Raw genomic sequence first — 21,177 nt, 5'->3', positions numbered from 1 at the left:
AAAAGGAGTATGCCATATGGAATATCATCGCATTACTCATATTGAAGACCCGCTGTTTGCGAGCATGCATCAGTTGATGCAGGAGGTATTCCCACCGGAGGAAGTGCTGGAGTACAGCTTGTGGAAAGAACCGTTGGAAGACCCGGGCATCCGTGTTTTTGTCGCCGTACAGGACCATAGAGTGGTCGGTGCAACCGAATATCGCTACTATGAGGATTTTAATGTCGCCATGACGGACTTTACGATCATTGGACAGCCGGGACTCGGTATTGGCCGTTTTCTTTGGAAGCATCGTCAAGCTGATTTGCATTCGCTTGCTCAGGCCAGCGGACAGCAGTTGCAGGGGATGTTTGCGGAAATTTACGATCCTTACCGTGGAAATGATCATACCTTTGGCGGCGTCAAGCCGATGGACCCGTATGTGCGGCGTGAGGTGCTATCCCATCTGGGCTACAAGCGACTGGATCTGGACTATGTACATCCATCCTGGAATAACGATGGTGTCGCGGTAGAAGGGCTGAATCTGGGCTATATGCCTGAGGATGACAGCGTAAACGAGGTGAGCGCAGCGTTAGTGGCTGCCTTCCTGCGCTGCTATTACACGGTGTTGTCGAACAAGCCTGCGACATGGAATAAAATGGTCGAGGGATTGGAAGCCCAATTAACCGTAGCGCTGCTGCCTTTGTAACAAATACACATACAAAAAGGGTACTCCAAGCCAGCCATTCATCATCTGCGTGGCTTGCGAAGGCACCCTTTTTGCATTCCCATATTTGTTCCCTGATCATGCTTGGTCCTTGGGCACGGGCTTTGCCGATGCGACGCCTCGCGGAATGTCTTCGACAAGATGTTGCTCGGTATCATCTGTATTTGACTTGTCCGCAGACCTGCGGTCGTCCTCTTCCACAGGATTCAAGGCTTTGTAACGTTTATACGCCATATCCGCCTGAGACATAGGATCTTTATACATATGAACACGTCAACTCCTTTCGGTTATATACTTCATTACCCTTTTGGAAGGCTCGATAACCGCTCGTCCTCGTCATCCCCATCGGTACCATTCAGTAAATCCGTGCCATGTATAAATTCCGCCGGAGCGGAAGGGTCAACAGGGCTGTCCGGGGATACATCATCGGCATCTGGAACGTTTTCCAGTGGAGTATCCGGTCCTTCGGTCAGGTTTTCCCAGTTCGTTTCTGCATTTTGCAGGGAGGGCTCAAAATCGTTGTCATGAAGCTCATCGTTTCTATGATCTCTTTTTGCCATCGTGCTTCAGCTCCTTTGTTCGTTGATTGCTTATTCCGACCTTACCCAAAAGGCAGAACGACTAAACCTGGGGTTAGTGTGTCTGTACGAGGTTGAAATCATGCGAAATCGGAATGTTGCCATTCCTAATGAACGTTTTTTTCGGTAACTGCTGTGATATGATAAAGAGGATATGGAGGGATAGGAATTGGAATGGTATATGTTTAGTCCGATGATTAGCCGTATCCGAGTAGGACAAAAGGCATCTACCCCGGGATTTTCCCGTATCCTGATCCGACGTCCGGAAGGCTTATACTGGTCAGGTGGCAGTCAGTCTGGAAAAGTGGTAGAAATACGCGATTATTTATTTTCGGATATTTGGACGATATATGAGGATGAAGAGTGCGAACCATGGATTGGCCTCAGAGAACAGATGGAGCCACGTGAACAGGACATGATCATAAATCAATATGAAGATTTGACAAAAAATGAGTAAAAAGAACATGATACCCTTCTTATGAAGAAGGTATGAACATCATCGTATAGAATAATATTATTTCAGGACGTTGAAAAATGATAAAACGTATACAAGCTTGTAATCCTACTATGTAACTTTGAGGTGCTTAACATGAGGCTTGTGCCCAAAGCTGTCGCCGCTCTGCTGGCGGTCATTGTAATACTGTTGTCGATAGGCCTACCCGCCTATGCGGCTAAAACGACCCCGGAAATGAAACACCGGATACCTTCTTGGGATATGAGATGGGGAGTGGAAGGGGAGGATGGATCACTCGATGAGGTGCGGGACCCAAGCAAAGTTTGGATGCATATTAATGATGAATCAGAGTTGCCCAAGCAACCCGCGAACACCGGCTCTGCCTGGATTCGTATTCGGCTGCCATCGCTGATTGATGAAACGCCGGCGGTGCTTTTTGAAAATATTTATGGCAGACATATTACGCTGTATAAGGACGGCATCAATTTTTACGAGTCCTATCGCGGGTACAATTATGAAAACAATCGTATTCTGATCCCGCTTAGACCGGAAGACGGCGGTAAAACATTATACATATGGACGGAAAGCAGCAAGAACAGACTGGGCATTATCGGAAATGTGATGACTGGTGATTATCGTGAGTTGCTGGGGACCTTGGTCAGAATGGATGTTCTGGATATCGTACTGGGCAGTACCTTTATATTTATAGCTCTGGTGCTGCTGATTTGCTCATTTTTTCTGTTCCGTCCGAGCATGGCAATGTGGCTGTCCCTAAGCGCAATTGTGCTGTCTATTGGTTTGATGATCGTGACGTATTCACCTTTCCTGTATACGTTCTATCGCAGCTACGGCAAGCTCTATTTACAGCTTTTTGATGTAGGAATGTTTATTCTCCTTCCTTCACTAGCCTACTTTTTGAGCAAAACATAAGTTCAATCATACTGATTCGCAAATTTAGAAAAGTGCTGACATTTTACTCTTTGTTCTGCTTTACGATGATGATTGTCAATTTGGGAGCACAGGAACGTTTAAACGACGTATATTATTTTTCAGTGTATCCGTGCTGAGCGTATTGCTCGTGGCTTTACTCGTACTGCTGGTGTTTGCTTCGGTTCGTATGGCGATCAAAGGGGATCATGAAGCGATCATTTTATCGATAGGCTTTGCTTTTTTCGCAGTCATTTCCATTGGTGAACTGACCTGGTTCTTCCTCAGGGACGGACACTACAATATGTTTCTGTGGAAATGGGGCGTGTTCGGCTTTGTGCTGGCGCTGATAGCAATTTTGGGCAGAAGGCTGGCAGAGAAGCATAAGCAGGTTGTTCGCTATTCCAGAGAGCTGGAGATGTTCAATAATGAGCTTCAGCGTTCGGAGAAAATGGAGATTATTAGCGATCTGGCTGCATCTGTGGCTCATGAGGTACGCAATCCGCTTCAGGTTACCCGTGGATTTCTCCAGTTAATGAGCAAGCAGGAGGATGGTAAGAACAAAGAATATCTGCATATCGCACTGGAGGAGCTGGATCGGGCTTCCGCGATTATTACCGATTTTCTGACATTTGCCAAGCCTGAATTTGAGCAAACCAAAACGTTATCTATCCTGGATGAGTTTAAACATATTGAAGGAATCATTAGTCCGATGGCTAACTTGCAAGGTGGCAAAATTTCTTTGGATATTCCCCAGGAAATCAAAGTGCGCGGGAATTCCTCCAAGTTCAAGCAGGCGTTCATCAATATTATTAAAAACAGTATTGAAGCGCTGCGAGATCAAGGGCATATTCATATATGGGCTTATGTAGAGAACGGAGAAGCTGTTATTCATATTCGGGATAATGGCGAAGGAATGGACGCCCAGACTTTATCGAGACTGGGTGAGCCTTACTTTTCCAATAAGACCAAAGGCACAGGTTTGGGCATGATGGTAACCTTTCGGATTATTGAGACAATGAACGGCAAAATATCCTTTACAAGTGCAAAAGGGGTGGGAACAGAAGCGACCATCCGCTTCCCCGTAGCCGGATAATATCCGGCTTTTTGTGCTAGGGAAAACGGAAGGAAGTTTGCTGAACCCACCCGCATGGTGTTTAAGGAATATAAAACAAGTTTGCTACAAAAACCAATTTACCACATGGAGCGTGGTTTCTGGGATGAAGCGAGCACGCCGGAAGGGTCTGGAGGAATGACCAGATAAAACTGATCGGCTGTTTCCTCTAACGTTTTGATTTGGATATGATCGGGGATCACGACTCCTAACACATCACGAATTGCTGATTTGGGATCGGTCATCAGTTTTTCTCTGAAACTGGCATCCTCCCACGCTTTTTGAATGACTTGTGTTTGAAGAACTTCAGTAGCCATCAAAAATCACCCTCTCATTCAATTGGTTATATTTACCTAGTCAGTATACCACGAAAGTCTCATCAAAATCTAGCATTATTTCATATTTTTGGAGAGCCAAAAATCCAGACCGCCTCTTCGCAAATGCGAACGTCCGGCTTCAATCTCCGCCGCTTCCTCGCCCAGCTCTTCTGCGATCGAACGTGTGAACATACGCAGGCCGGGGATGTCCGGCTCCAGATTTTCCAACTGCTGCACCGCTTGATCAGCAATACTTACGTAACTGGCAAGCGCGCCGCGTACATAAATCGCCTCCCGAATCTGTTCCGGTCCAAGACCTTCTCGATAAGCGGTCTTCTGCTCGGCGCTGATATGAGACAAAAGGCAGTTGTAGCTGTTTTCCTCCAAGTCCTCCGACCAGTCGGCCCAGTCATCCGACATTTGAAGTACAATCAGCGCTGTATCTGTCATGTCCGTAATGATCTGGATCAGGTCGGACCGTCCTGCGAGCAGCAAAGCACCCGTCCCAGCCATTTTTAACGGACTGGCTTTCAGCGCCACCAGATGTCGTTCCCCCTGAAAAAAGTCCTTTGTTCCTTCAGATGTCACACTAACAGCCCATTCACCGATATACGTTCGGGCATACGTCCAAAAAGGAGAGGACGCGGGAAAAAGGTCCCGGTATACGTCCAAACATTCGGTATAGAACAATTGGCTTAAAGCGAGTTGCATTTTTCGGTTGTCTGCTGCTGTATCCATCACATCGTCCTGAATCAAATAATGAGCCATGACGAACACGTTGCCGAGTGACAGCTTACGGCAAATTTCGGGAGCCAGCCCGGTGAGTTCCTGCAGCCAGAACGGAAGCAAATAGCATATGTAGTTACGCGTGCTGTCTTCCCGTAACGGATTAAAACGGGCCAGATAGTCCAAGCCCTGACTCTGAAATGGAGCAGGAAACGCGGCTGTCCGTTCTTCCGCTTGACGAAAAACTTTTTCCAATTCATCTTTGTATGCAAAATACCATTCCATCGCTATCACCTGCATCTCTTATAGATAATTTTATAGCGATATCTAGTTGTTACCCGCCATTATAAAACAGATTGCAATTTTCAACATTTTGTTATTTTTACATTAAGGATTTTGCAAAAATATGTAGGATGAATAAAAAAAGCAAAAAGAGAAAATATAGAATGAAAAAGAATGAAAGAAGGGTCTGCATCATGAAAAACCAATGGAAATTGACCGCTGCTATCCTATATGGAGGAGTGATGATGTATGGGACTGCGGGTGTCGCCGGAGCTTCCGGTGCTGAACCGGGTAACCAGCTGCAAGCTCCCGTTCCCAACGCTTCAAGTCAAGGAGAAGCCTCACAGCGGAATGCTGAGCCACAGGGCCGTCATGAACATGGGCATGTTCACAGACATGGACACGGCAGAGGACCTGGCGGCTGGAACCACCATTTGAATGAGAAGGTCGCCAAGCTTCTGGGTATCACTCCTGCCCGGCTAGAGAATGAGCTGGGACAAGGAAAATCGTTGGTCGATATCGCCAAAAGCAAGGGCATCAAAGAGGAGCAACTAATTGATAAGCTGAAAAATGAAATGACCGTGGATCTGAAACGGCTGGTTAATCGCAAAGGGCCGATTACATTCGACCGAAAGTCTGGAGCACCGCATGAAGCGCAATTGAAGCAGGAGCAGGGGGGAGGGACATCCTCATCCTCGGCTGACGAACATTAGACTAAAAAAGAGATGCCGTTTTACTTCTTTCAAAGAAAGACGGATTGTCGCACTTGGTTTGACAATCCGTCAATAAAAAAACACCCATAAAGGGTGTTTGAAGAATAATCTATTCAAAACAAGCTGAGTATATTTGCCCGATACTGAAAAAGCCTACTGCAGCACTAATAAGTTCAGGACCGGCATCTTTAGCTGAGTATGTTATGGCAAAAGTTAGTGCGCGAGTTACAGTATAGCCATCTTCTCGAGCCATTTTAAATGCTGGGACTAAATTCCCAATAAACTTGGTAATTCCCCCCCCTGCTTTAATCACATCTTTGATTTTAGCAATTTTAGCAAAGGCAAAAGCATTTTCGGCAATAGCTAAGCCCACTTCAGCAATACAACCTACAACCCCTTGAGGAGTATAAATATTTTCCCCATCCGTTACAAATGTCTTCCCAGTTCAAAATTTATGGAGGTTATGTAAAAATGAACATGAAAATGTTATTTTCGCTTATTGTGTTGCTTATTGCTATTGTTGGACTCATTTTTACTCAGTTTAAAAATGAAAATATCAATATTATTTACAGTTTAGCTGGGATTATTTTAATTGTGATATTCTTTATACTTCTTTCAAAAAATGAAAAAAAGAAGAAGTAGACCATTGTTAACAAAATTCTAAGCCGATCCAGGTATGAGGACTGCCCCGTATGTCTGATAAGGACCAGAACATTTAGCAAGTTTAAATAACCAGTCGCCCTGTAATCAATCAGCGACTGGTTATTTAGTTGCGCGTGAGTATGAGCTGAGCGGCACCTATAACAGCTTTTTAAGCTGGGAAATACGGCCTTGGGATACGCCAAGCCATTCAGCATAGTCGCCTTGCTTGGCTGTTGGATGCTCACTCATGAGTCTTCTTAGTTGTGCAGCCAATTTTTTTGAAGACGACCGATTTGCTCTTTTTTCTTTGTACGGTTCCTTAACAGCAGGAGCAGGAATTTGACTCACACCTATGTTTCCTTTCAGGTCGAGTATGCATTTTTTACATAAAAATGAATCCCTGAAATAGGTTAAATCCTTAACCGAACTGCACAAGTTGCAGGAGACTCCAATATACTTCCGCATACTCAAAAATCCTGTTTCAACATCTAAATAAAATTCTAAAGGATCGCCAGCCTTAATACCCATAGAGGCCCGCATTTCTTTAGGAACAACAATCCGGCCTAACGTATCCAAGGGACGTGTCATACCTGTATTTTTCAAGTGATCTTCTCCTTTTATTTTCTTAACAGGTCACCTGCCTGATCGAACATTTTTGGTATGAGCTGACTTACACGGGCTTTGGATGACTCTTAAGCATATATCTACAGCTTGTACATATAAGGGAGCCCTTAAAGTAACTTAATCCCTCGGTAGATTGACAAAACTTACAAGACTGCCCAATGTATTTTTTTAGGGATAGGATACCTTTTTCTTCATCTGTGAAAAATTCTACAGCGTCATTTGAACTAATATCACAGGTTATGAGTATTGCTTTGGGAATTACGAGTCTACCAAAAGTTTCTAAATTCCTTGTCATTTTTACGGCCATCATCCAATACTCTCCTATTAAAAAGATAAAAAGCAATAAAATAATAGTATTTATTTTTGTGCCAAAAGATGGTATTGTCATGGATAGACAAAATATTAAATTATACTATACATTCCCAAACTATAATTTTTATTGAAATTGGAATCCTATGAAAACGCTGAAAGGGTGGTTTATCCATGGAAATCACACCTACGATACGAGCAGAAATTCAAACCTATCTAAAACGAAAAGGCTTAACCATGACCGAGTTTGGTCGCATTATTGATTTGAATGTAGGTACAGTTAGTAGCATTGTGACGGGCAATCGTTCTATTTCTGTTCACCAATTGGATTGCATTACTGCGGGAATGAATTTACCACTGGATTATTTTTACGAACGTTACATTGAAGAGTGCATTGAAGAATCTCCACTCAACTGGAAAAAGATCTGCCCATTCCTATACCGATGCATTGAGCTAGGGCGACTGGACTGCTTGCAGCGAGTTGTAATTCTGTTGTTGGATAATCCTAGTTATCCGCCGTCGCTCTTTGAAGTTGCAGAAAATGTGTACAAAGACGGCTACAATGAAGCAGCGGCATACCTGTACAAAAAGGTGGCTGAAAGTGAGAAGCACCAGCATTCAGAGCGATTGGCGATCTGCCAATATCGCCTGTTCCAAATCAACATCGGACAGGATCGGGCTGTCAATCTTCAAGCTGCCACTGAATTTGCCCCTTTTGTTGATCGCTTGGACGAGATAGAGCAATTAGATGCTTTGAAAGATTTAGCGAACGTGTGCAGATCATTAAGCCTGTGGGACAAGGTTCAAGAATTTGCACATCGAATGGGTCGATTGGGACAGCTCCAATATCATTTGGTTCACAACTCCAAGCGAAAAGGGAAAGAGCCACGAAAAAAGCTAAGTAGGCCGCTGTTTGTATACATAGCTTACTCCGAACTTCTGTGTGCTAATGCTTGCGATGCAAAAGGAGATCATGAGCAGGCATTAAAACACATTCGTCGTTATACCGATCTAAGTTGGGTGAAGGAGAAGGACCCTGATACGCTTTATTGGCTAGGTAAATTCCAGCAATGGGCTAAAATTAATACCTGCGTTAATAAGCTTATGTCTGGAGATATTAGCGTGCTGCCGGATTATGTTGACTATATATCAGGAGAACAACATATTTTTTCTGAACTGTTAAACGTTATAGAAGTAGCTAATCGGTACAACATCGACATTGACCATATTCTTCATCACTTTGAACCTAAAATTGCAGCGTATAGAAATCAAGCACATTTAAATACACTGACAGAGCAACAAGTTATACTCGAAGAAACTGTACGATTCTGGTATAAGTTAGCTAAATATAACCTATTTAAAGGAAGATACATTTATGGGTTTAAATGCTTAATAGACGCATTGAAAAAAGCTGGTACAATTAACCATGTACTACTTATTTCTAATTGTGCAGGCTTATTTTTACGTTTCAGTGAGTATGCCGATCCTAATACGCAGGCACAATTTCATTCTGCTTATGAGGAGGTGTGGGAAAAAAATGATCAAGAAGATGGCTTTAGTTTTGGCAACAACTAGCTTTTTACTGGTATTTGCACTACCAGTTCTAACTGGAATTCCAAGCTCTAGTACAATCCAAACTCAAGGACATATTGGCACAGCTTAATCAATTTTTAAATTTTCACTGCTGGACCAGCTTATTGCTGGTCTTTTTTTTGGATTATTTTGTGATTTCTTAGCTCAAAAAAGAACATGAAGTATTTGTTCATTACCTCCTAAAATGAGAATCACTAGGAGGTATGCAGGATGAACAGGGATGAAACATTAACGTTAATTCAACAGATGGAACACGCCAGACAACACTTGCATGATCTTTACGAAGAGTATGGCTTCGGACACGCTTGTGTACTTGAGCAGTCTATGCTTTTGGATGAACTGATTAATCAGTACAACCGTATGTTTCAGACCAAGAAGCAATCTCACTATGTTTTGGGTCAAATCATTGACAAAGACGATGCTATATTCAGTCCATCCCCCCATTCTTTTTATTGAAAACTGTGACTTCTCCCTCATAACGTTTATCATTATTCTATATAATGACTTATTTTAAAATAAAATACATGTTCATGGAATAATATGTTAATAAGTTGGGGAGATGCATACTTTGCATTCGCAATAGTAGCCAGGCTGACATATAAAATGTAGAAAGTATAGCTGCTAAATGATATTGCTGTACTTTTGGAAATTCTTTATTAGTCATATAGCAAAATTGGAACTTATACATACTGGGAGTTGATTAATAAAGACCATTCCTGTCTTGGAAAGAGGTGGTCACTTATTATTTATTCCATTTAATTAGAGTGAGTTCAGATTAGTTTAGGTAAAACAAAATTTCATGAGAGAGAAGGCTATGAATATGACAAGTATTAAAAAAGCTTCATTATTATCTGTTTTGTCTTTAGCCGTTGCCATTCCATTAACTGCTTCTGCCGCAGCTACGACCGATCTTGCACCAGCTACAACAGACTCAGTACAAGTGACTCAGTCTGCAAATGAATCGACAGATGTGAATACGCCAAAAGTGGGGGATCATGTTATTACTCCTCAGGAAACTAAATCGGTAGTCAATAGAACTCTTCGTAATACAGAGCTTACAGAGGATTTTGAAATTCCTTCAAGATATGGATATGTTAAAGTATGGATACGTAATGACGGCGACCAACCAATTAAGTTTTCCGTAAATCAAGGTTCACCATCAGGTACGCAGAAGCTTTCTGGAACTGTAAAACCTGGCCAGATTTATAGTGAAGTTAGCTCGAATGCTTGGTCTACCGGTAAGTTTTATGTGAGCCTTACCTCAGGTAATGCTTACATGTCTGGTGAACTCGCAGTTCGTATAGGTACTTCACGGGGAGAATTGTAATTATCTCATAGTTGTTTTGAAGATGGATCAGGTCGGCCAATGTGTCGGCCTTTTTCATTAGAGAGGGGCTACCCTCGAAGTATACTTTTTACACCCATGAGTGTAATTCAGCCAGAAAAGGATAATTGTTTTTAATCTAGCTTAGAGCAGGACATTCCCGGAATGAATCGGGAGGCCACTGAAAAACATGGTTCTTACAGATAGCTGAAAGAGAATCCATTAAAAAGACGACATTCATTCCTTTGTTTTTGAATGAGATGTCGTCTTTTTTTGCTTCCTCATGTCTACGAGTGCTCCTCTTTTTAGCTCATCAACTTCAAGATCCGCTTCAGATTCACCGCGAAAATCGCCATCGCTCCTTGCATTTCCATGCCAATCAGACCCGAGGAGGATGCCACATCATACCCGTGTCTGTGCTTGAGTTCACTGTTCTTGGCTTCAATTTTGTATCGCTCTTTGGCCTTGGTCTTAAAGACCTCACTCTCCTGAAATACGGCTTGAGCCAGATGTTCGTCGCTTTTTATACTTACAGAATACGTCTTGCTTTTTGCCCCGTCCTTGTAGCAGCCTTCCCGAAGAAGGCATCGCTTGCATGTTTCTACGTCAAAGTAATAGGTGTCGGTTTGGTTTTCTCCTCGGCCTTTTTTCCCCTGCCGCGCCCGGCGAGTTGCCAGATGACCAGCCTTGCACACATACATCCCTGCATCTTTATTGAACTCAAATTCGTCTTCCTTCTTTCGGTTTCCCTGAGTAATCAAAGGATGTAGTTTTGCGACCAGTTGGATGTTTTCTTGTGCACTGTAGGCGAGGTTATCTTTTTCTGAATAGGCTGCATCTCCAATCACCGTTTCCACTTTCATTCCTACCGCCTTACTTTTTTCAATCAAGGTTTGGAGTTGCTTGCCGTCGTGTTTTTCCCCGGTGGTAATTGTTGCCGCTGTTATGATTCGCTCTTCACTCATAGCGATGTGGGTTTTGTAACCAAAAAACGAGAAGTCCACACTTTTGTGACCCCTTTTGGCATCGGGATCCGCAGACGTTTGCAGATGCTCCACATCGTCGGTGACGGTTTCTTTCAATAAATTCAACGGTTCTGTAACCTTCGGCAGTCCGGTAAATCGCCCATCCTGTTCAATCACAGCGACCAGTTGCTGGCTATACTGGATTTCATCTTCTAGGACATCCGTGGCGGGTTTGGCGGGAAACTTACTTTTCATGGATTCATCCAGCGTGTAGATGGCCTTTCTGAGACGCTTGGAACGTTCCCGTAGCACGGCTTGCGGTGTTTTTTCAGTGTAGCGGGCTTGGGTATGAGTTGCGTCCACAATAATAGATTTACTGTGAATAACGCCTTTTTCGATGGCGATTTCCACCGTTTTGCCGATGAGCAAATCTAACAACTTCATACCTTTGAGCCGTAATTTGCGAAACTTGGTGAGTAGACTGGGATCAATGACAGCTTCTTCTGGAGCCATATGCAGAAAAAACTTGAATGACAAATCCGTTTTTGAGCGCTCAACCAGGTCGATGTCAGACAAGTCAAAGATGGACTTGAGTAGCAAATATTTAAACATCCGAACCGGATCTACAGCTGTACGTCCGTTGTCATGACAATAGTTGTCATGCAGTTCCTCATACACAAAGCTAAAGTCCACCAGTTCGTCCATTCTCCGCAACATATGATCTTTGGGGATGAGTACATCGTAAAGTGCTGTATACGGACTCAACAAAAAGCTCTGCTGTTTCGGGAGCACAGGGATCACCAACCTTGGATAAGATACTTCAATTATACCGAAAAAAAGAGACAGACTCTTCAAAAAAATGAGGAACTGTCTCTTTTGGTGAGCTGGGAGACTTTTTCAGTGGCCTCATGAATCGGGAGTGTCCTTTTTTAGGATGTAGCATCTCTTTTTCTATTAGCCAAGCTCCTGCGTGCTTTTGGAAGCGCGTTTGGAGGAAAGCGGCTGGAACCGAAACGGCCAGGTCAAGCGCTGTCTGCCTTTTGAGCCGACAATCCAGTTACCTCCCGGTAGATGGGCGAACAGCCAACTGATGCCGAGAGAAACACTTGCCACGACGACAAACGTAAGCAGTGTCGCCGTAAAATGATGATCGCCCAGTGAAAGCGGGCGGGTGAAGTAGGATATGAAGGCCAGCACGAGTGCATGGGCCAGATATCCCCCGAAGGAATAACGTCCGATCCAGTTCAGCATACGGCGGAACGGCTCGGAGCGCTGGTCTTTTTGCAAATGGAGCAGCAGTCCATATAACAAAAGCAACTGTGAGACAATCAGTACAAAGGTACTTGGCTTGAGGTAGGTGGAAATATTGAGATTGATCGTATCGCCGGACTGGATCAGCATCGTGTGACCCATAAGCATGAACAGACCAATAAAGACAAATACATTCCACGGTAACGTCTGCTTAGCCAGCCCCCGCCATGTGTCCGTCATATAGGCACATACGGCGCCCAGCATAAAATAGAAGAAGTACATGACAAAGTTGTAGGTGCGGTAATCCAGCAGAGTCTGCCAAAGGGACGGTAACTTGGTGCTCCATGTAGACATGTCATAGTAGGACCATTGCAATAGCAGAGCATAAGCCGCCGCTGCTGTGAGCATCACAGTCAGAACGAGCTGTTTTCGTTTTTTGGTGCTGTAGCGACGGAGAAACGTTTGCACATGTCCGGCTGCTTTTGCAAATAAAGGAAATAAAATATAAAACTGAAAAATCATTACTACAAACCATAGATGATATCCGCTGACAGGTATAATCATTTCCTCGAACATGCCCTTGTAAAAATAAATATTTCCCCACTGCGCCGTTGACCAGTTCTGGTTACACACCCAATAAACGACCGTCCAGCAGAGAAATGGAACATAAATATCTCGAAACCGTCTGCCAATGTAACGGGGATAGCCAATCGGTTTGTTACCATTATAAAAAAGCAGCGCCGCAGACAGGAAAACGAACGTCGGTGTGCCAAATCGTGTCAAATGGTACAGCATCGCGAGCATAACGGAATCCGGCTGCTGGATATCGCTGCGGTAAATATATTCGCCAATGCAATGCTGAAGCACGACAGCGAGATAGGCAAGACCCCGCAGTTCTGTCCACTCCGCGATACGCGGCTTGCTCATCCATATCACTCCTTTTCCCAAAGAAATCGTATACCTTTTCCATAACACAATTTAGGTATTGTAACGCAGGAATATTAGTGCAGGATTAACGTTACCTGAAAGTTGGAAGAGTGGAAGTAGTTCCAATTTGATATGATTGCGTTTACAATCTAAGTAAAATCACAGTAAATTCACAACTTGAGGATGCGCACGGAAGAGGTGGGAAAATGAAAAAAACGCTATTGGTATATATGCTGCTGATTGCGGCCTTTGCGCTCTATGTGTTCAGGTATGAACAATCCGGGCCGTTGAATGGCACTTGGGAGGAAAAAGGACTGCGTGGCAGCATCGGAGAAACGTATATCATGATTACGTTCCAGTCCGGCTTGGAGTATTGGAAAAGCGGGCTTAAGGGCTTTGAGGATGCCGGGGATGCCATGGGCGTGACCGTGGAGTATCGGGGGGCTACCCGTTATGATGCGCAGGAGCAGACGACCGTGATTGAGCAGGCGATTGCCCGGAAGCCCGCAGGGATTGCGATTTCTGCGATTGATCCGCACTCGCTGATCCCGGCGATTAATAAGGCGCTGGATGCGGGCATTCCTGTGGTGCTGTTTGATGCAGGAGCACCGGGGAGCCGGGCGTATTCTTTTTTGGGAACCGATAATTATAAGGCGGGTGTGACCGCTGCGGATAAAATGGCGGAGCTGTTGGGACGGGAAGGTGAAGTCGCCGTTCTGACCCTGCCCGGTCAGCAAAATCATGAGGAACGCTCGCGCGGCTTTCGCGATACCATTCAGCGACAGTATCCTGCCATGAAGGTGGTGGAAGTGGCAGATGGTCGCGCAGACGCGATGGTATCCCGGGATGAGTCTCTTCGGCTGATGAAGGCTTATCCGAAGCTGGCGGGAATGTTTGTGACCGAGGCGACGGGAGGAACAGGTGTCGGTGAAGCGGTGTTGAGCCAAAAGAGCCGTCGTCCGCTGAAAATCATTTCTTTTGATACCAATAAAGCGACCTTGGACATGATCAGAAGTGGCACGATCTCAGCGACCATTGCTCAGGGAACGTGGAATATGGGCTATTGGTCGCTTCAATACCTGTTTCATCTGCACCATCATTTGACGATTCCGGCCCCTTCCTCCTCCGGTGACAATGCCCCGCTGCCCGTTCGGGTGGACACAGGAATATCCGTTGTTACACGGGCGAATGTAGATGATTATTATGCGAAATGATGATCAATGGAAGCGTATACGCGCATGGATGGATCAAAGGATGCAGCGTTTGCGCTTACGCAATATGCCTTTGCGGTATCAGCTTATGTTGTTATTCCTGTTTTTTGGCATCGTACCTTCACTGGGACTAGGTCTGCTGGTCAACTGGACGGTGGAACGGATTATTGAGCGGCAGGTGGAAAACCATACAATGCAGCTCATTGGCAAGGTAAATGAAGCATTGGATACCAAAATGGAAAATTTGCAGAATATGACGTATCTGATTGGATTTAACCCGGATATCGGGGAGTTTTGGCAAGGACGGACGCTGGCTGACGGTCACACGGGTAAAGTAGCGCAGTCGGTTACGCAGGAGAAGCAGCAAGGCGAGCGGGAACAGGATACGCTGTATGGGATGAAGCAATTTTTGCAGGGCTTTACTACGTTATATCCCGAAATTGCGGGTATTCTGATCGTGAACGGACACGGCGACTATATTAGTAACGAAGTGTATGCTCGAAGCACGCACAGCCTGACCGAAGAAGACTGGTACAAACAGGCGGCGCAGCATGCAGGTATTTTTACCGTGCTGGGACAACCGAGCCACCGTAATGTGACGACTCATGTTCAGTACAAGGATAGCGAAATCGTGTCTGTCGTCCGGTCGGTGACGGATTCGGAGACTGGACGTGTGCTAGGCGTGATTATGATTGATCTCAAGCTACGGGCCGTATCGCAGGCTGCCAGAGATGTAACCTTGGGCAAAACCGGGTATTTAATGGTGACAGATGCGGAGGGACGTAGCGTGTATATGCCGGATATGCCTTTGATTGAGCGTATTCCCCCGGAATGGTTTGGGGCAGGTGACAGCGGGATGTTTACCCGTGAAGCCGGAGGTCGGGAACTGCTGTTCATGTTCCGTGCTTCCGAATTTACGGGCTGGAGAACGGTAGGGGTATTCCCGGCAGGGGAATCGACACTGGAGGTACGGCAAATTCAATTTTATGTCGTCTGCTTTGTCTTCATTGTATGTCTGTTCGGGCTGACGGCATCCTTGCGATTGTCGCGCTCGATTGCACAGCCGATATTCCGTCTGATGTCCTATATGCGGACAGCAGAGACGGGGGATCTTACGGTTCGGCAATGGAGTGACCGCGGGGATGAAATTGGGATGCTCGGCAGGAGCTTCAACCGGATGCTGGAGCAAATTCGCCGTTTGATGTCGCTTAGCGAGCTAAGGGAGCGCCAGAAGCGGGATGCCGAGCTGCGTAGCCTACAGGAGCATATTAAGCCTCACTTTTTATACAATACATTGGATACAATCCATTGGATGGCTCGTAAAAACGGGGCAGAAGACGTGTCCGACATGGTGGGGGCGCTATCGAGATTGTTTCGCGTCGGGTTGAGTAAGGGGGATGACTTTATTCCGCTACGCAGCGAGCTTGAGCATATATCGAGCTATATGCAAATTCAGCAAACCCGGTATCGGGACAGACTCCGCTGGGAATTAAACGTACCCGAGGAATTAGGGGAGCTGTTCGTGTTGAAGCTGATGCTTCAGCCTGTGGTGGAAAATGCCATTTACCACGGCATCAAGGCCAGACGTGGTCCGGGCACGATTGGGGTAGAAGCGCGGATTAAGGGAAATAAGCTGCTGCTGACGGTACGTGATGATGGCGCAGGGCTGAGGGTGGAACGGTTGCGGGAGCTGAGGGGTTTGCTGGAAGCACCGCTGGAGGCGATGGAAGGGCAACAGAAGCCAAGCGTTACCAGTGCGAACGGCAGAAGCTATGGCATGCTGAATGTACAGGCGCGTATACGGCTATCTTTTGGTGAGGAATATGGAATTGTATTGGACAGTGAAGAGGGGGCAGGTACCTGTGTTACGATTGTTCATCCGTTGCTGCGGGATATGACGCAACTGAAGAATTCTCATGAAAAAGGAGCGGATCAGGATGACGAAATCAAACGCCACAGGCACCTCGACAACGACGAGTCTGACGGACAAGGCCATGACAGAAGTGACAACGATGACGGCAAAACGTTACACCAAAAAACGTTATCAGGTGCTGATCGCAGATGATGAGCCGATCATTCGTGAGGGCATACGAGATTGCGTAGACTGGGCGGCTCTCGGCATGGAGGTTGCGGGTGAGGCGGAGGATGGCGAAGAAGCGCTGGAGCTGGCAGTACGGCTTGGCATCGACATTTTGCTGGTCGATATGAATATGCCGTTCATGGACGGCATTGAGCTGATCCGGCGGCTGCGGGAAGAACATCCTGAATGTCGTTGTTTAATCGTTTCCGGTCATGATGAATTTGCTTATGCGCAGGAGGCTGTCCGACTTGGCGTGGAGGATTATATATTGAAGCCGGTAGATGCAGGGCAGCTTCACGCTGCGCTGTCGCGACTCGGTCAGCGGCTGGAAGAAGAGCGCAAGCGTGCTGCCTATGTAGAACAGGCCGCCGGGCAGATTGAGCGGAATATTCCGCTGCTGCGCCAGCGCTTTTGCCTGGAATGGCTGGAAGGACAGAACACGGGAAAAGACGTGATGGAACAACTGGCGTTTTTACGTCTTCCATCTCGGTCACCCGTTCAGATCGGCGTTGTACGGTGGCCTGCGGCAGAGGCGCGGCAGACGATTATGCGTGAGAATGACCGCCAACTGTTTCTTTTTGCCGCTGAAAATATCATTGGCGAGCTGCTGGATGGCCTGCCGCATGTATTGTTCCGCGATGCAAATGGACTGATCGGCATATGCCTGTGGCAGGAGGCACCCGAAGCCATCGGCGCAACGATGGAGCAGGCTATCGGGCGCTACCTGAATATATCGGTTCATACGCATGTGAAACGAAACGCCGGGGGCTTGGAAGGCGCGGTTGATGCGTTCCAAGTGTGCCGTGATCGTGTATACAGCGAATCGCAGCTATCTCCACTCGTGCGTAGGGCGCGACAGCTTATTCAGGAAGGCTTCGCAGACCGGGAACTGACACTGGAATCCCTCGCCTCACGTTTACAGGTATCCGCCGTATATCTCAGCCGTGTGCTCAAAAAAGAGCTAAACGATAGCTTCGTGACCCTCGTCACGCGCGCCCGTATCCGCAAAGCGGTGCAACTGCTCGACTCCACGACGTTGTCCATCTACGATATAGCAGAGCGTACCGGATACGATAGTCAGCATTATTTTAGCACCGCTTTTAAAAAGACCATGGGTGTTTCCCCGGTTCAGTACCGCAAAGGCGGTGGAATCGGGGTCAGCGTGTCGGATCAGGAGTGACCTGAAAAATGTGTGTGTAATCACACCAGCGCGTTTGGGGGTCTGTTAAGCTGTGGATAACGAACAAGTATCTATCAATATTTGGAGGAAAACGATATGTTTTGTTATCAGTGTGAACAGACGCCGAGTGGCGGGTGTACCGTAGTTGGGGTGTGCGGCAAGAATGAAACGATAGCGAGCTTGCAGGATACGATGATTTTTGCATTAAAAGGCATTGCGGCCTATGCGACACACGCTCGACAGTTGGGCTATAGCGATCCTGAGGTGGATCGTATTACACATGAAGCGTTATATATGACCTTAACCAATTCTAACTTTAATTTACAAGAGCATTTGGACATGGCGATGAAGGTCGGAAATGCGGCTGTACGGATCATGGATGTGCTGGATCATGCGCATACGGATCGTTTTGGCATTCCGCAGCCGATTACTGTTAGCCAAAATAAAATCGAAGGCCAATGCATCGTCGTGACCGGACATAATTTATATGCGCTGGAGGAATTGCTGCGGCAGACGGAGGGTAAAGGCATCAACATCTATACCCACTCAGAAATGCTGCCTGCCCACGGTTATCCGGCATTGAAGAAATATGCACATCTCAAAGGGAATATCGGCAAAGCCTGGTACGATCAGCGCAGACTGTTCGAGGAATTTCCAGGCGCGATTCTCGCCACGACGAACTGTGTTATGCCGATTAAAGGCACGTATGCAGACCGCTTCTTCTCTTATGAAGTAGCCGGGCTGGAGGGCGTCGCCAAGATCATGGACGACGACTTTTCACCATTGATCGAGCGTGCGTTAGCCCTGCCAGCCGCAGATGTAGATTCGGAGCAGGTGCTTACGACGGGATATCATCACGAGACGGTTATCGGGCTGGCTCCTGAGATTATTCAGGCGATTAAAGACGGACATATTCGCCGCTTTTTCGTTATTGCAGGCTGTGACGCACCAGGTAAGGGTGGCAACTATTACCGAGAGTTGGCAACTTCCTTGCCAAACGATACAGTTATTTTAACCACGTCCTGTGGGAAATTCCGCTTTAATGACGTGGACTATGGCACCGTGGGGGACACGGGGATTCCGCGTTATATTGATCTGGGGCAATGCAACAATTCCGGCTCTACGGCGAAAATCGCTCTGGCGTTAGCAGATGCTTTCGGTTGTACAGTCAACGAGCTGCCAGTCAGCATTGTATTGTCCTGGTTCGAGCAAAAAGCAGTGGCGATCCTGCTAGGCTTGTTCAGCCTCGGCATTCAGGATATTCGCATTGGACCGAAGCCGCCTGAGTTTATTTCTTCTGGCGTACTGGATGTACTGGTGGAGATGTTTGGCTTGAAGCTGATTACTACAGCGGAGGAAGATATGAAAGCAATGCTGGCGTTGTCGTAGGGGCGACAGACATAACGGTTTGCTTAATTCTTTATGGAACTGTTCGCCTGTAATTCTTTGCTTTATGAGAGGTCGTGTGATCGCACGGCTTCTTTTTGTTTCTATCTTAGAAGTGGATTTTATATATTTGTGAATCCATTTTTTAAGAATAAAAAACCGATTATAACTACCTAATTTGTAGTCTAATCGGCTTAATCCAAAATAAAATATTTAAAATCGCTCTTCATATTCAACAACGGATGGTAACATCCCTTTTCTCATCTCATCAGCCAAAATCGAAACATTCATTTGCACGCTAGAAGCGGTGTACTCATCAGAGCATCCCGACTTATGGCAACATAGGAAAGGGACATTACGAATAACATATTTGTTTCCGCCAGACTCGCTCCAAGAGATGTTTTTCATTTGTTCTTCCATCATTGTTCCGCATCTGCAACGAATCTTATCTGCCACAATAGCCATCGCAACCCTTCCTTATTCAATAACAATATTATAGCATATCGGTACAGCTTATAAACATAATCAGGAATCCATCCCCCCTAATTCTTGTTTGAAAGCTCTAAGCTTGTCTCCAATTTCAGGAAGATCCATTAGTGACGTTGTAAGCTTACTTATATGTTCATTAGTCACTGTGATGACTTTAATATGTTCTCGATCAACCATCTCAAACGATACCGTAATTTTAAATTTCTCCCCATATCCAGCATGAATCAGCGTGTAGGCAAGGTTTGTGAATCCTTTCCATTCGGCCTGATGATCCACAATATCACTTTCAATAACTAATTGAATAACAAGTAATATACTATCGAAGGTTGGGGGTGCTTCCTTTGGCAATTTATCTACTCGGACAGCAATTCTTTCTCTTGCATGTCGGGAGAAGATGATAATATCACCCTTAACTAACTCTCGGTTATCCTTAGAAGCTACCAAGCCATTTTTCAGTCTTAATACAGTTTCTCGTTGTTCAATAGTTAATTGAATGTTCAAACCTTTATCAAGCATCATCCATTCTTCAAATGTTTTACTTGGAGAAGCTTCTAATATTACTGTTTGCTGCGCATCTGTTAAATTAACGATGTCTTGAAAATGAATTGTTTGGTCACGTAAAGGAATCTCAAAGCTCACACCGTACACCCTTTCCAATCTAACGTTGAATCTTTCGGCTTTTACACTATTATACAATAATCGATAGATTATAACGTAAAAACATCGAAAAAATAACGTAAAGAGCTATTTCCTTTATTGATGACTTCATCTCATTCCATTCATGACAAAAAGAGTGGTTCATCACCACTCTTTATTAATCTTTCCAAGATAGGCTTAATGTTCATCAATTCTCATAAATATGTCCGTAAGAATCTTCAAAGCCAGCTCAGTATCTTTGGATTCACGCGTTCTTAGCAGAGTCAAAATACTTTTTACACTCGATTCTTCTTCGGTAAGCTCATCATCTTCCTTAACATATGTAAGCAACTGATAAACACCCACGTTCAATGCCTTCGCTATTTTCTCCAGATTTTTCAAAGATATATTTCTCTCTGCGCGTTCAATAAAACCGATATAACTCGAATTGAATCCTGCTTTCTCGGCTAAAGCTTCTTGGGAAAGCCCTTTGGACTTCCGAATATCCCGAATGCGTGTACCGACTAAATCTAAAATTTCGGACATGTTTACACCTCTCTATAGTAAGGATTTTACAAAATTCGATTCCAATCGCTCCAAAGTGCAATATATAGACGAACTAGACCCTTTCGATCTATATATTATTTATTGGAAGTCGCTTATTGGATTTTTGCAAAATCTTCTAGTTAGAAGTGTAGAGAAAGAGTTACTTCTAATTAATAACTGTTAATAAGTAAATTGAA

General features: G+C 45.3%; 22 protein-coding genes and 1 pseudogene. 12 read left to right on the top strand and 11 right to left on the bottom strand.

The window, feature by feature from the left end:
* The first annotated feature begins 16 nt into the window (after positions 1–16).
* A complete protein-coding gene (locus tag ASL14_RS06500) occupies positions 17–688 on the top strand; it encodes a GNAT family N-acetyltransferase (protein ID WP_134910944.1) in 672 nt (223 codons plus the stop codon).
* Positions 689–784: 96 nt separating this feature from the next.
* Here ASL14_RS06500 and ASL14_RS06495 read toward each other — a convergent pair whose 3' ends face one another.
* On the bottom strand, positions 785–970 hold the full coding sequence (locus tag ASL14_RS06495) for a hypothetical protein (RefSeq protein ID WP_134910943.1): 186 nt from the start codon (positions 968–970) through the stop codon (positions 785–787).
* A 35-nt stretch (positions 971–1,005) separates the two neighbouring features.
* Entirely contained in the window at positions 1,006–1,266 is a 261-nt protein-coding gene (locus ASL14_RS06490; RefSeq protein ID WP_134910942.1) for a hypothetical protein, read from the bottom strand.
* A 187-nt stretch (positions 1,267–1,453) separates the two neighbouring features.
* On the opposite strand from ASL14_RS06490, the gene ASL14_RS06485 reads away from it, so the two are divergent.
* Both ASL14_RS06485 and ASL14_RS29240 read left to right on the top strand, forming a co-directional pair.
* Entirely contained in the window at positions 1,454–1,741 is a 288-nt protein-coding gene (locus tag ASL14_RS06485) for a hypothetical protein (RefSeq protein ID WP_134910941.1), read from the top strand.
* 132 nt (positions 1,742–1,873) lie between these two features.
* Positions 1,874–3,761: pseudogene (locus ASL14_RS29240) on the top strand (ATP-binding protein).
* A 98-nt stretch (positions 3,762–3,859) separates the two neighbouring features.
* On the opposite strand, the gene ASL14_RS06475 reads toward ASL14_RS29240, so the two are convergent.
* Both ASL14_RS06475 and ASL14_RS06470 read right to left on the bottom strand, forming a co-directional pair.
* Positions 3,860–4,096, bottom strand: a complete 237-nt coding sequence (locus tag ASL14_RS06475) for an NHLP leader peptide family RiPP precursor (protein WP_134910939.1) — start codon at positions 4,094–4,096, stop codon at positions 3,860–3,862.
* Between the two features lie 75 nt (positions 4,097–4,171).
* Positions 4,172–5,107, bottom strand: coding sequence for a magnesium and cobalt transport protein CorA (locus tag ASL14_RS06470; protein ID WP_134910937.1), 936 nt, complete (start codon positions 5,105–5,107; stop codon positions 4,172–4,174).
* 191 nt (positions 5,108–5,298) lie between these two features.
* Between ASL14_RS06470 and ASL14_RS06465 the strand changes: the two genes are divergently transcribed.
* Positions 5,299–5,817 carry a hypothetical protein gene (locus tag ASL14_RS06465; protein WP_134910936.1) on the top strand — a complete coding sequence of 173 codons (519 nt, stop codon included), beginning with the start codon at positions 5,299–5,301 and terminating at the stop codon, positions 5,815–5,817.
* A gap of 109 nt (positions 5,818–5,926) precedes the next feature.
* On the opposite strand, the gene ASL14_RS06460 is transcribed toward ASL14_RS06465, so the two are convergent.
* Positions 5,927–6,190 carry a hypothetical protein gene (locus ASL14_RS06460; RefSeq protein WP_134910934.1) on the bottom strand — a complete coding sequence of 88 codons (264 nt, stop codon included), beginning with the start codon at positions 6,188–6,190 and terminating at the stop codon, positions 5,927–5,929.
* A 98-nt stretch (positions 6,191–6,288) separates the two neighbouring features.
* Between ASL14_RS06460 and ASL14_RS27270 the strand changes: the two genes are divergently transcribed.
* A complete protein-coding gene (locus ASL14_RS27270; RefSeq protein WP_187644947.1) occupies positions 6,289–6,459 on the top strand; it encodes a hypothetical protein in 171 nt (56 codons plus the stop codon).
* Between the two features lie 156 nt (positions 6,460–6,615).
* Here the strand turns inward: ASL14_RS27270 and ASL14_RS06455 are convergent, their stop codons facing one another.
* The gene (locus ASL14_RS06455) at positions 6,616–7,062 is read right to left on the bottom strand and encodes an AbrB/MazE/SpoVT family DNA-binding domain-containing protein (protein WP_189338237.1); all 447 of its coding nucleotides are present in this window, start codon (positions 7,060–7,062) and stop codon (positions 6,616–6,618) included.
* Between the two features lie 504 nt (positions 7,063–7,566).
* On the opposite strand from ASL14_RS06455, the gene ASL14_RS06445 reads away from it, so the two are divergent.
* The 3 genes from ASL14_RS06445 to ASL14_RS06435 all read left to right on the top strand — a co-directional run bounded on the left by ASL14_RS06445 (position 7,567) and on the right by ASL14_RS06435 (position 10,312).
* Positions 7,567–8,967, top strand: coding sequence for a helix-turn-helix domain-containing protein (locus tag ASL14_RS06445; protein ID WP_134910928.1), 1,401 nt, complete (start codon positions 7,567–7,569; stop codon positions 8,965–8,967).
* A gap of 228 nt (positions 8,968–9,195) precedes the next feature.
* A complete protein-coding gene (locus ASL14_RS06440) occupies positions 9,196–9,441 on the top strand; it encodes an aspartyl-phosphate phosphatase Spo0E family protein (RefSeq protein WP_134910926.1) in 246 nt (81 codons plus the stop codon).
* A 364-nt stretch (positions 9,442–9,805) separates the two neighbouring features.
* On the top strand, positions 9,806–10,312 hold the full coding sequence (locus tag ASL14_RS06435; protein ID WP_223264221.1) for a hypothetical protein: 507 nt from the start codon (positions 9,806–9,808) through the stop codon (positions 10,310–10,312).
* A gap of 302 nt (positions 10,313–10,614) precedes the next feature.
* On the opposite strand, the gene ASL14_RS06430 is transcribed toward ASL14_RS06435, so the two are convergent.
* Positions 10,615–12,066, bottom strand: a complete 1,452-nt coding sequence (locus ASL14_RS06430) for an IS1182 family transposase (RefSeq protein ID WP_134910922.1) — start codon at positions 12,064–12,066, stop codon at positions 10,615–10,617.
* 162 nt (positions 12,067–12,228) lie between these two features.
* Positions 12,229–13,452, bottom strand: coding sequence for an acyltransferase (locus ASL14_RS06425; RefSeq protein WP_134910920.1), 1,224 nt, complete (start codon positions 13,450–13,452; stop codon positions 12,229–12,231).
* Between the two features lie 206 nt (positions 13,453–13,658).
* Here ASL14_RS06425 and ASL14_RS06420 point away from each other — a divergent pair, with 206 nt between their 5' ends.
* The 4 genes from ASL14_RS06420 (at position 13,659) to hcp (ending at position 19,312) form a co-directional block, all read left to right on the top strand.
* Positions 13,659–14,666: a substrate-binding domain-containing protein gene (locus tag ASL14_RS06420; RefSeq protein WP_134910918.1), complete on the top strand. Its 1,008-nt coding sequence runs from the start codon at positions 13,659–13,661 to the stop codon at positions 14,664–14,666.
* Positions 14,647–16,728 carry a cache domain-containing sensor histidine kinase gene (locus tag ASL14_RS06415; RefSeq protein WP_223264220.1) on the top strand — a complete coding sequence of 694 codons (2,082 nt, stop codon included), beginning with the start codon at positions 14,647–14,649 and terminating at the stop codon, positions 16,726–16,728. The genes ASL14_RS06420 and ASL14_RS06415 overlap by 20 nt, the downstream gene beginning before the upstream one ends.
* The gene (locus tag ASL14_RS06410; RefSeq protein WP_223264330.1) at positions 16,658–17,923 is read left to right on the top strand and encodes a response regulator; all 1,266 of its coding nucleotides are present in this window, start codon (positions 16,658–16,660) and stop codon (positions 17,921–17,923) included. The genes ASL14_RS06415 and ASL14_RS06410 overlap by 71 nt, the downstream gene beginning before the upstream one ends.
* A 96-nt stretch (positions 17,924–18,019) precedes the next feature.
* Positions 18,020–19,312, top strand: coding sequence for a hydroxylamine reductase (gene hcp, locus ASL14_RS06405; protein ID WP_134910915.1), 1,293 nt, complete (start codon positions 18,020–18,022; stop codon positions 19,310–19,312).
* 210 nt (positions 19,313–19,522) lie between these two features.
* Here hcp and ASL14_RS06400 read toward each other — a convergent pair whose 3' ends face one another.
* The 3 genes from ASL14_RS06400 to ASL14_RS06390 form a co-directional block, all read right to left on the bottom strand.
* On the bottom strand, positions 19,523–19,774 hold the full coding sequence (locus tag ASL14_RS06400) for a hypothetical protein (RefSeq protein WP_134910914.1): 252 nt from the start codon (positions 19,772–19,774) through the stop codon (positions 19,523–19,525).
* Between the two features lie 60 nt (positions 19,775–19,834).
* Positions 19,835–20,437 (bottom strand): hypothetical protein, encoded by a 603-nt coding sequence (locus ASL14_RS06395; RefSeq protein ID WP_134910912.1) that lies wholly within the window; start codon positions 20,435–20,437, stop codon positions 19,835–19,837.
* Positions 20,438–20,632: 195 nt separating this feature from the next.
* Complete coding sequence (locus tag ASL14_RS06390; protein WP_134910911.1) at positions 20,633–20,980, bottom strand: helix-turn-helix domain-containing protein; 348 nt, start codon at positions 20,978–20,980, stop codon at positions 20,633–20,635.
* Between the last annotated feature and the right edge of the window lie 197 nt (positions 20,981–21,177).

Source organism: Paenibacillus sp. IHB B 3084 (assembly GCF_001447315.1).
Taxonomy (GTDB): Bacteria; Bacillota; Bacilli; order Paenibacillales; family Paenibacillaceae; genus Paenibacillus.
Note: the sequence above shows the minus strand (reverse complement) of the source record. Positions and strands in the feature narration are given on the sequence as shown.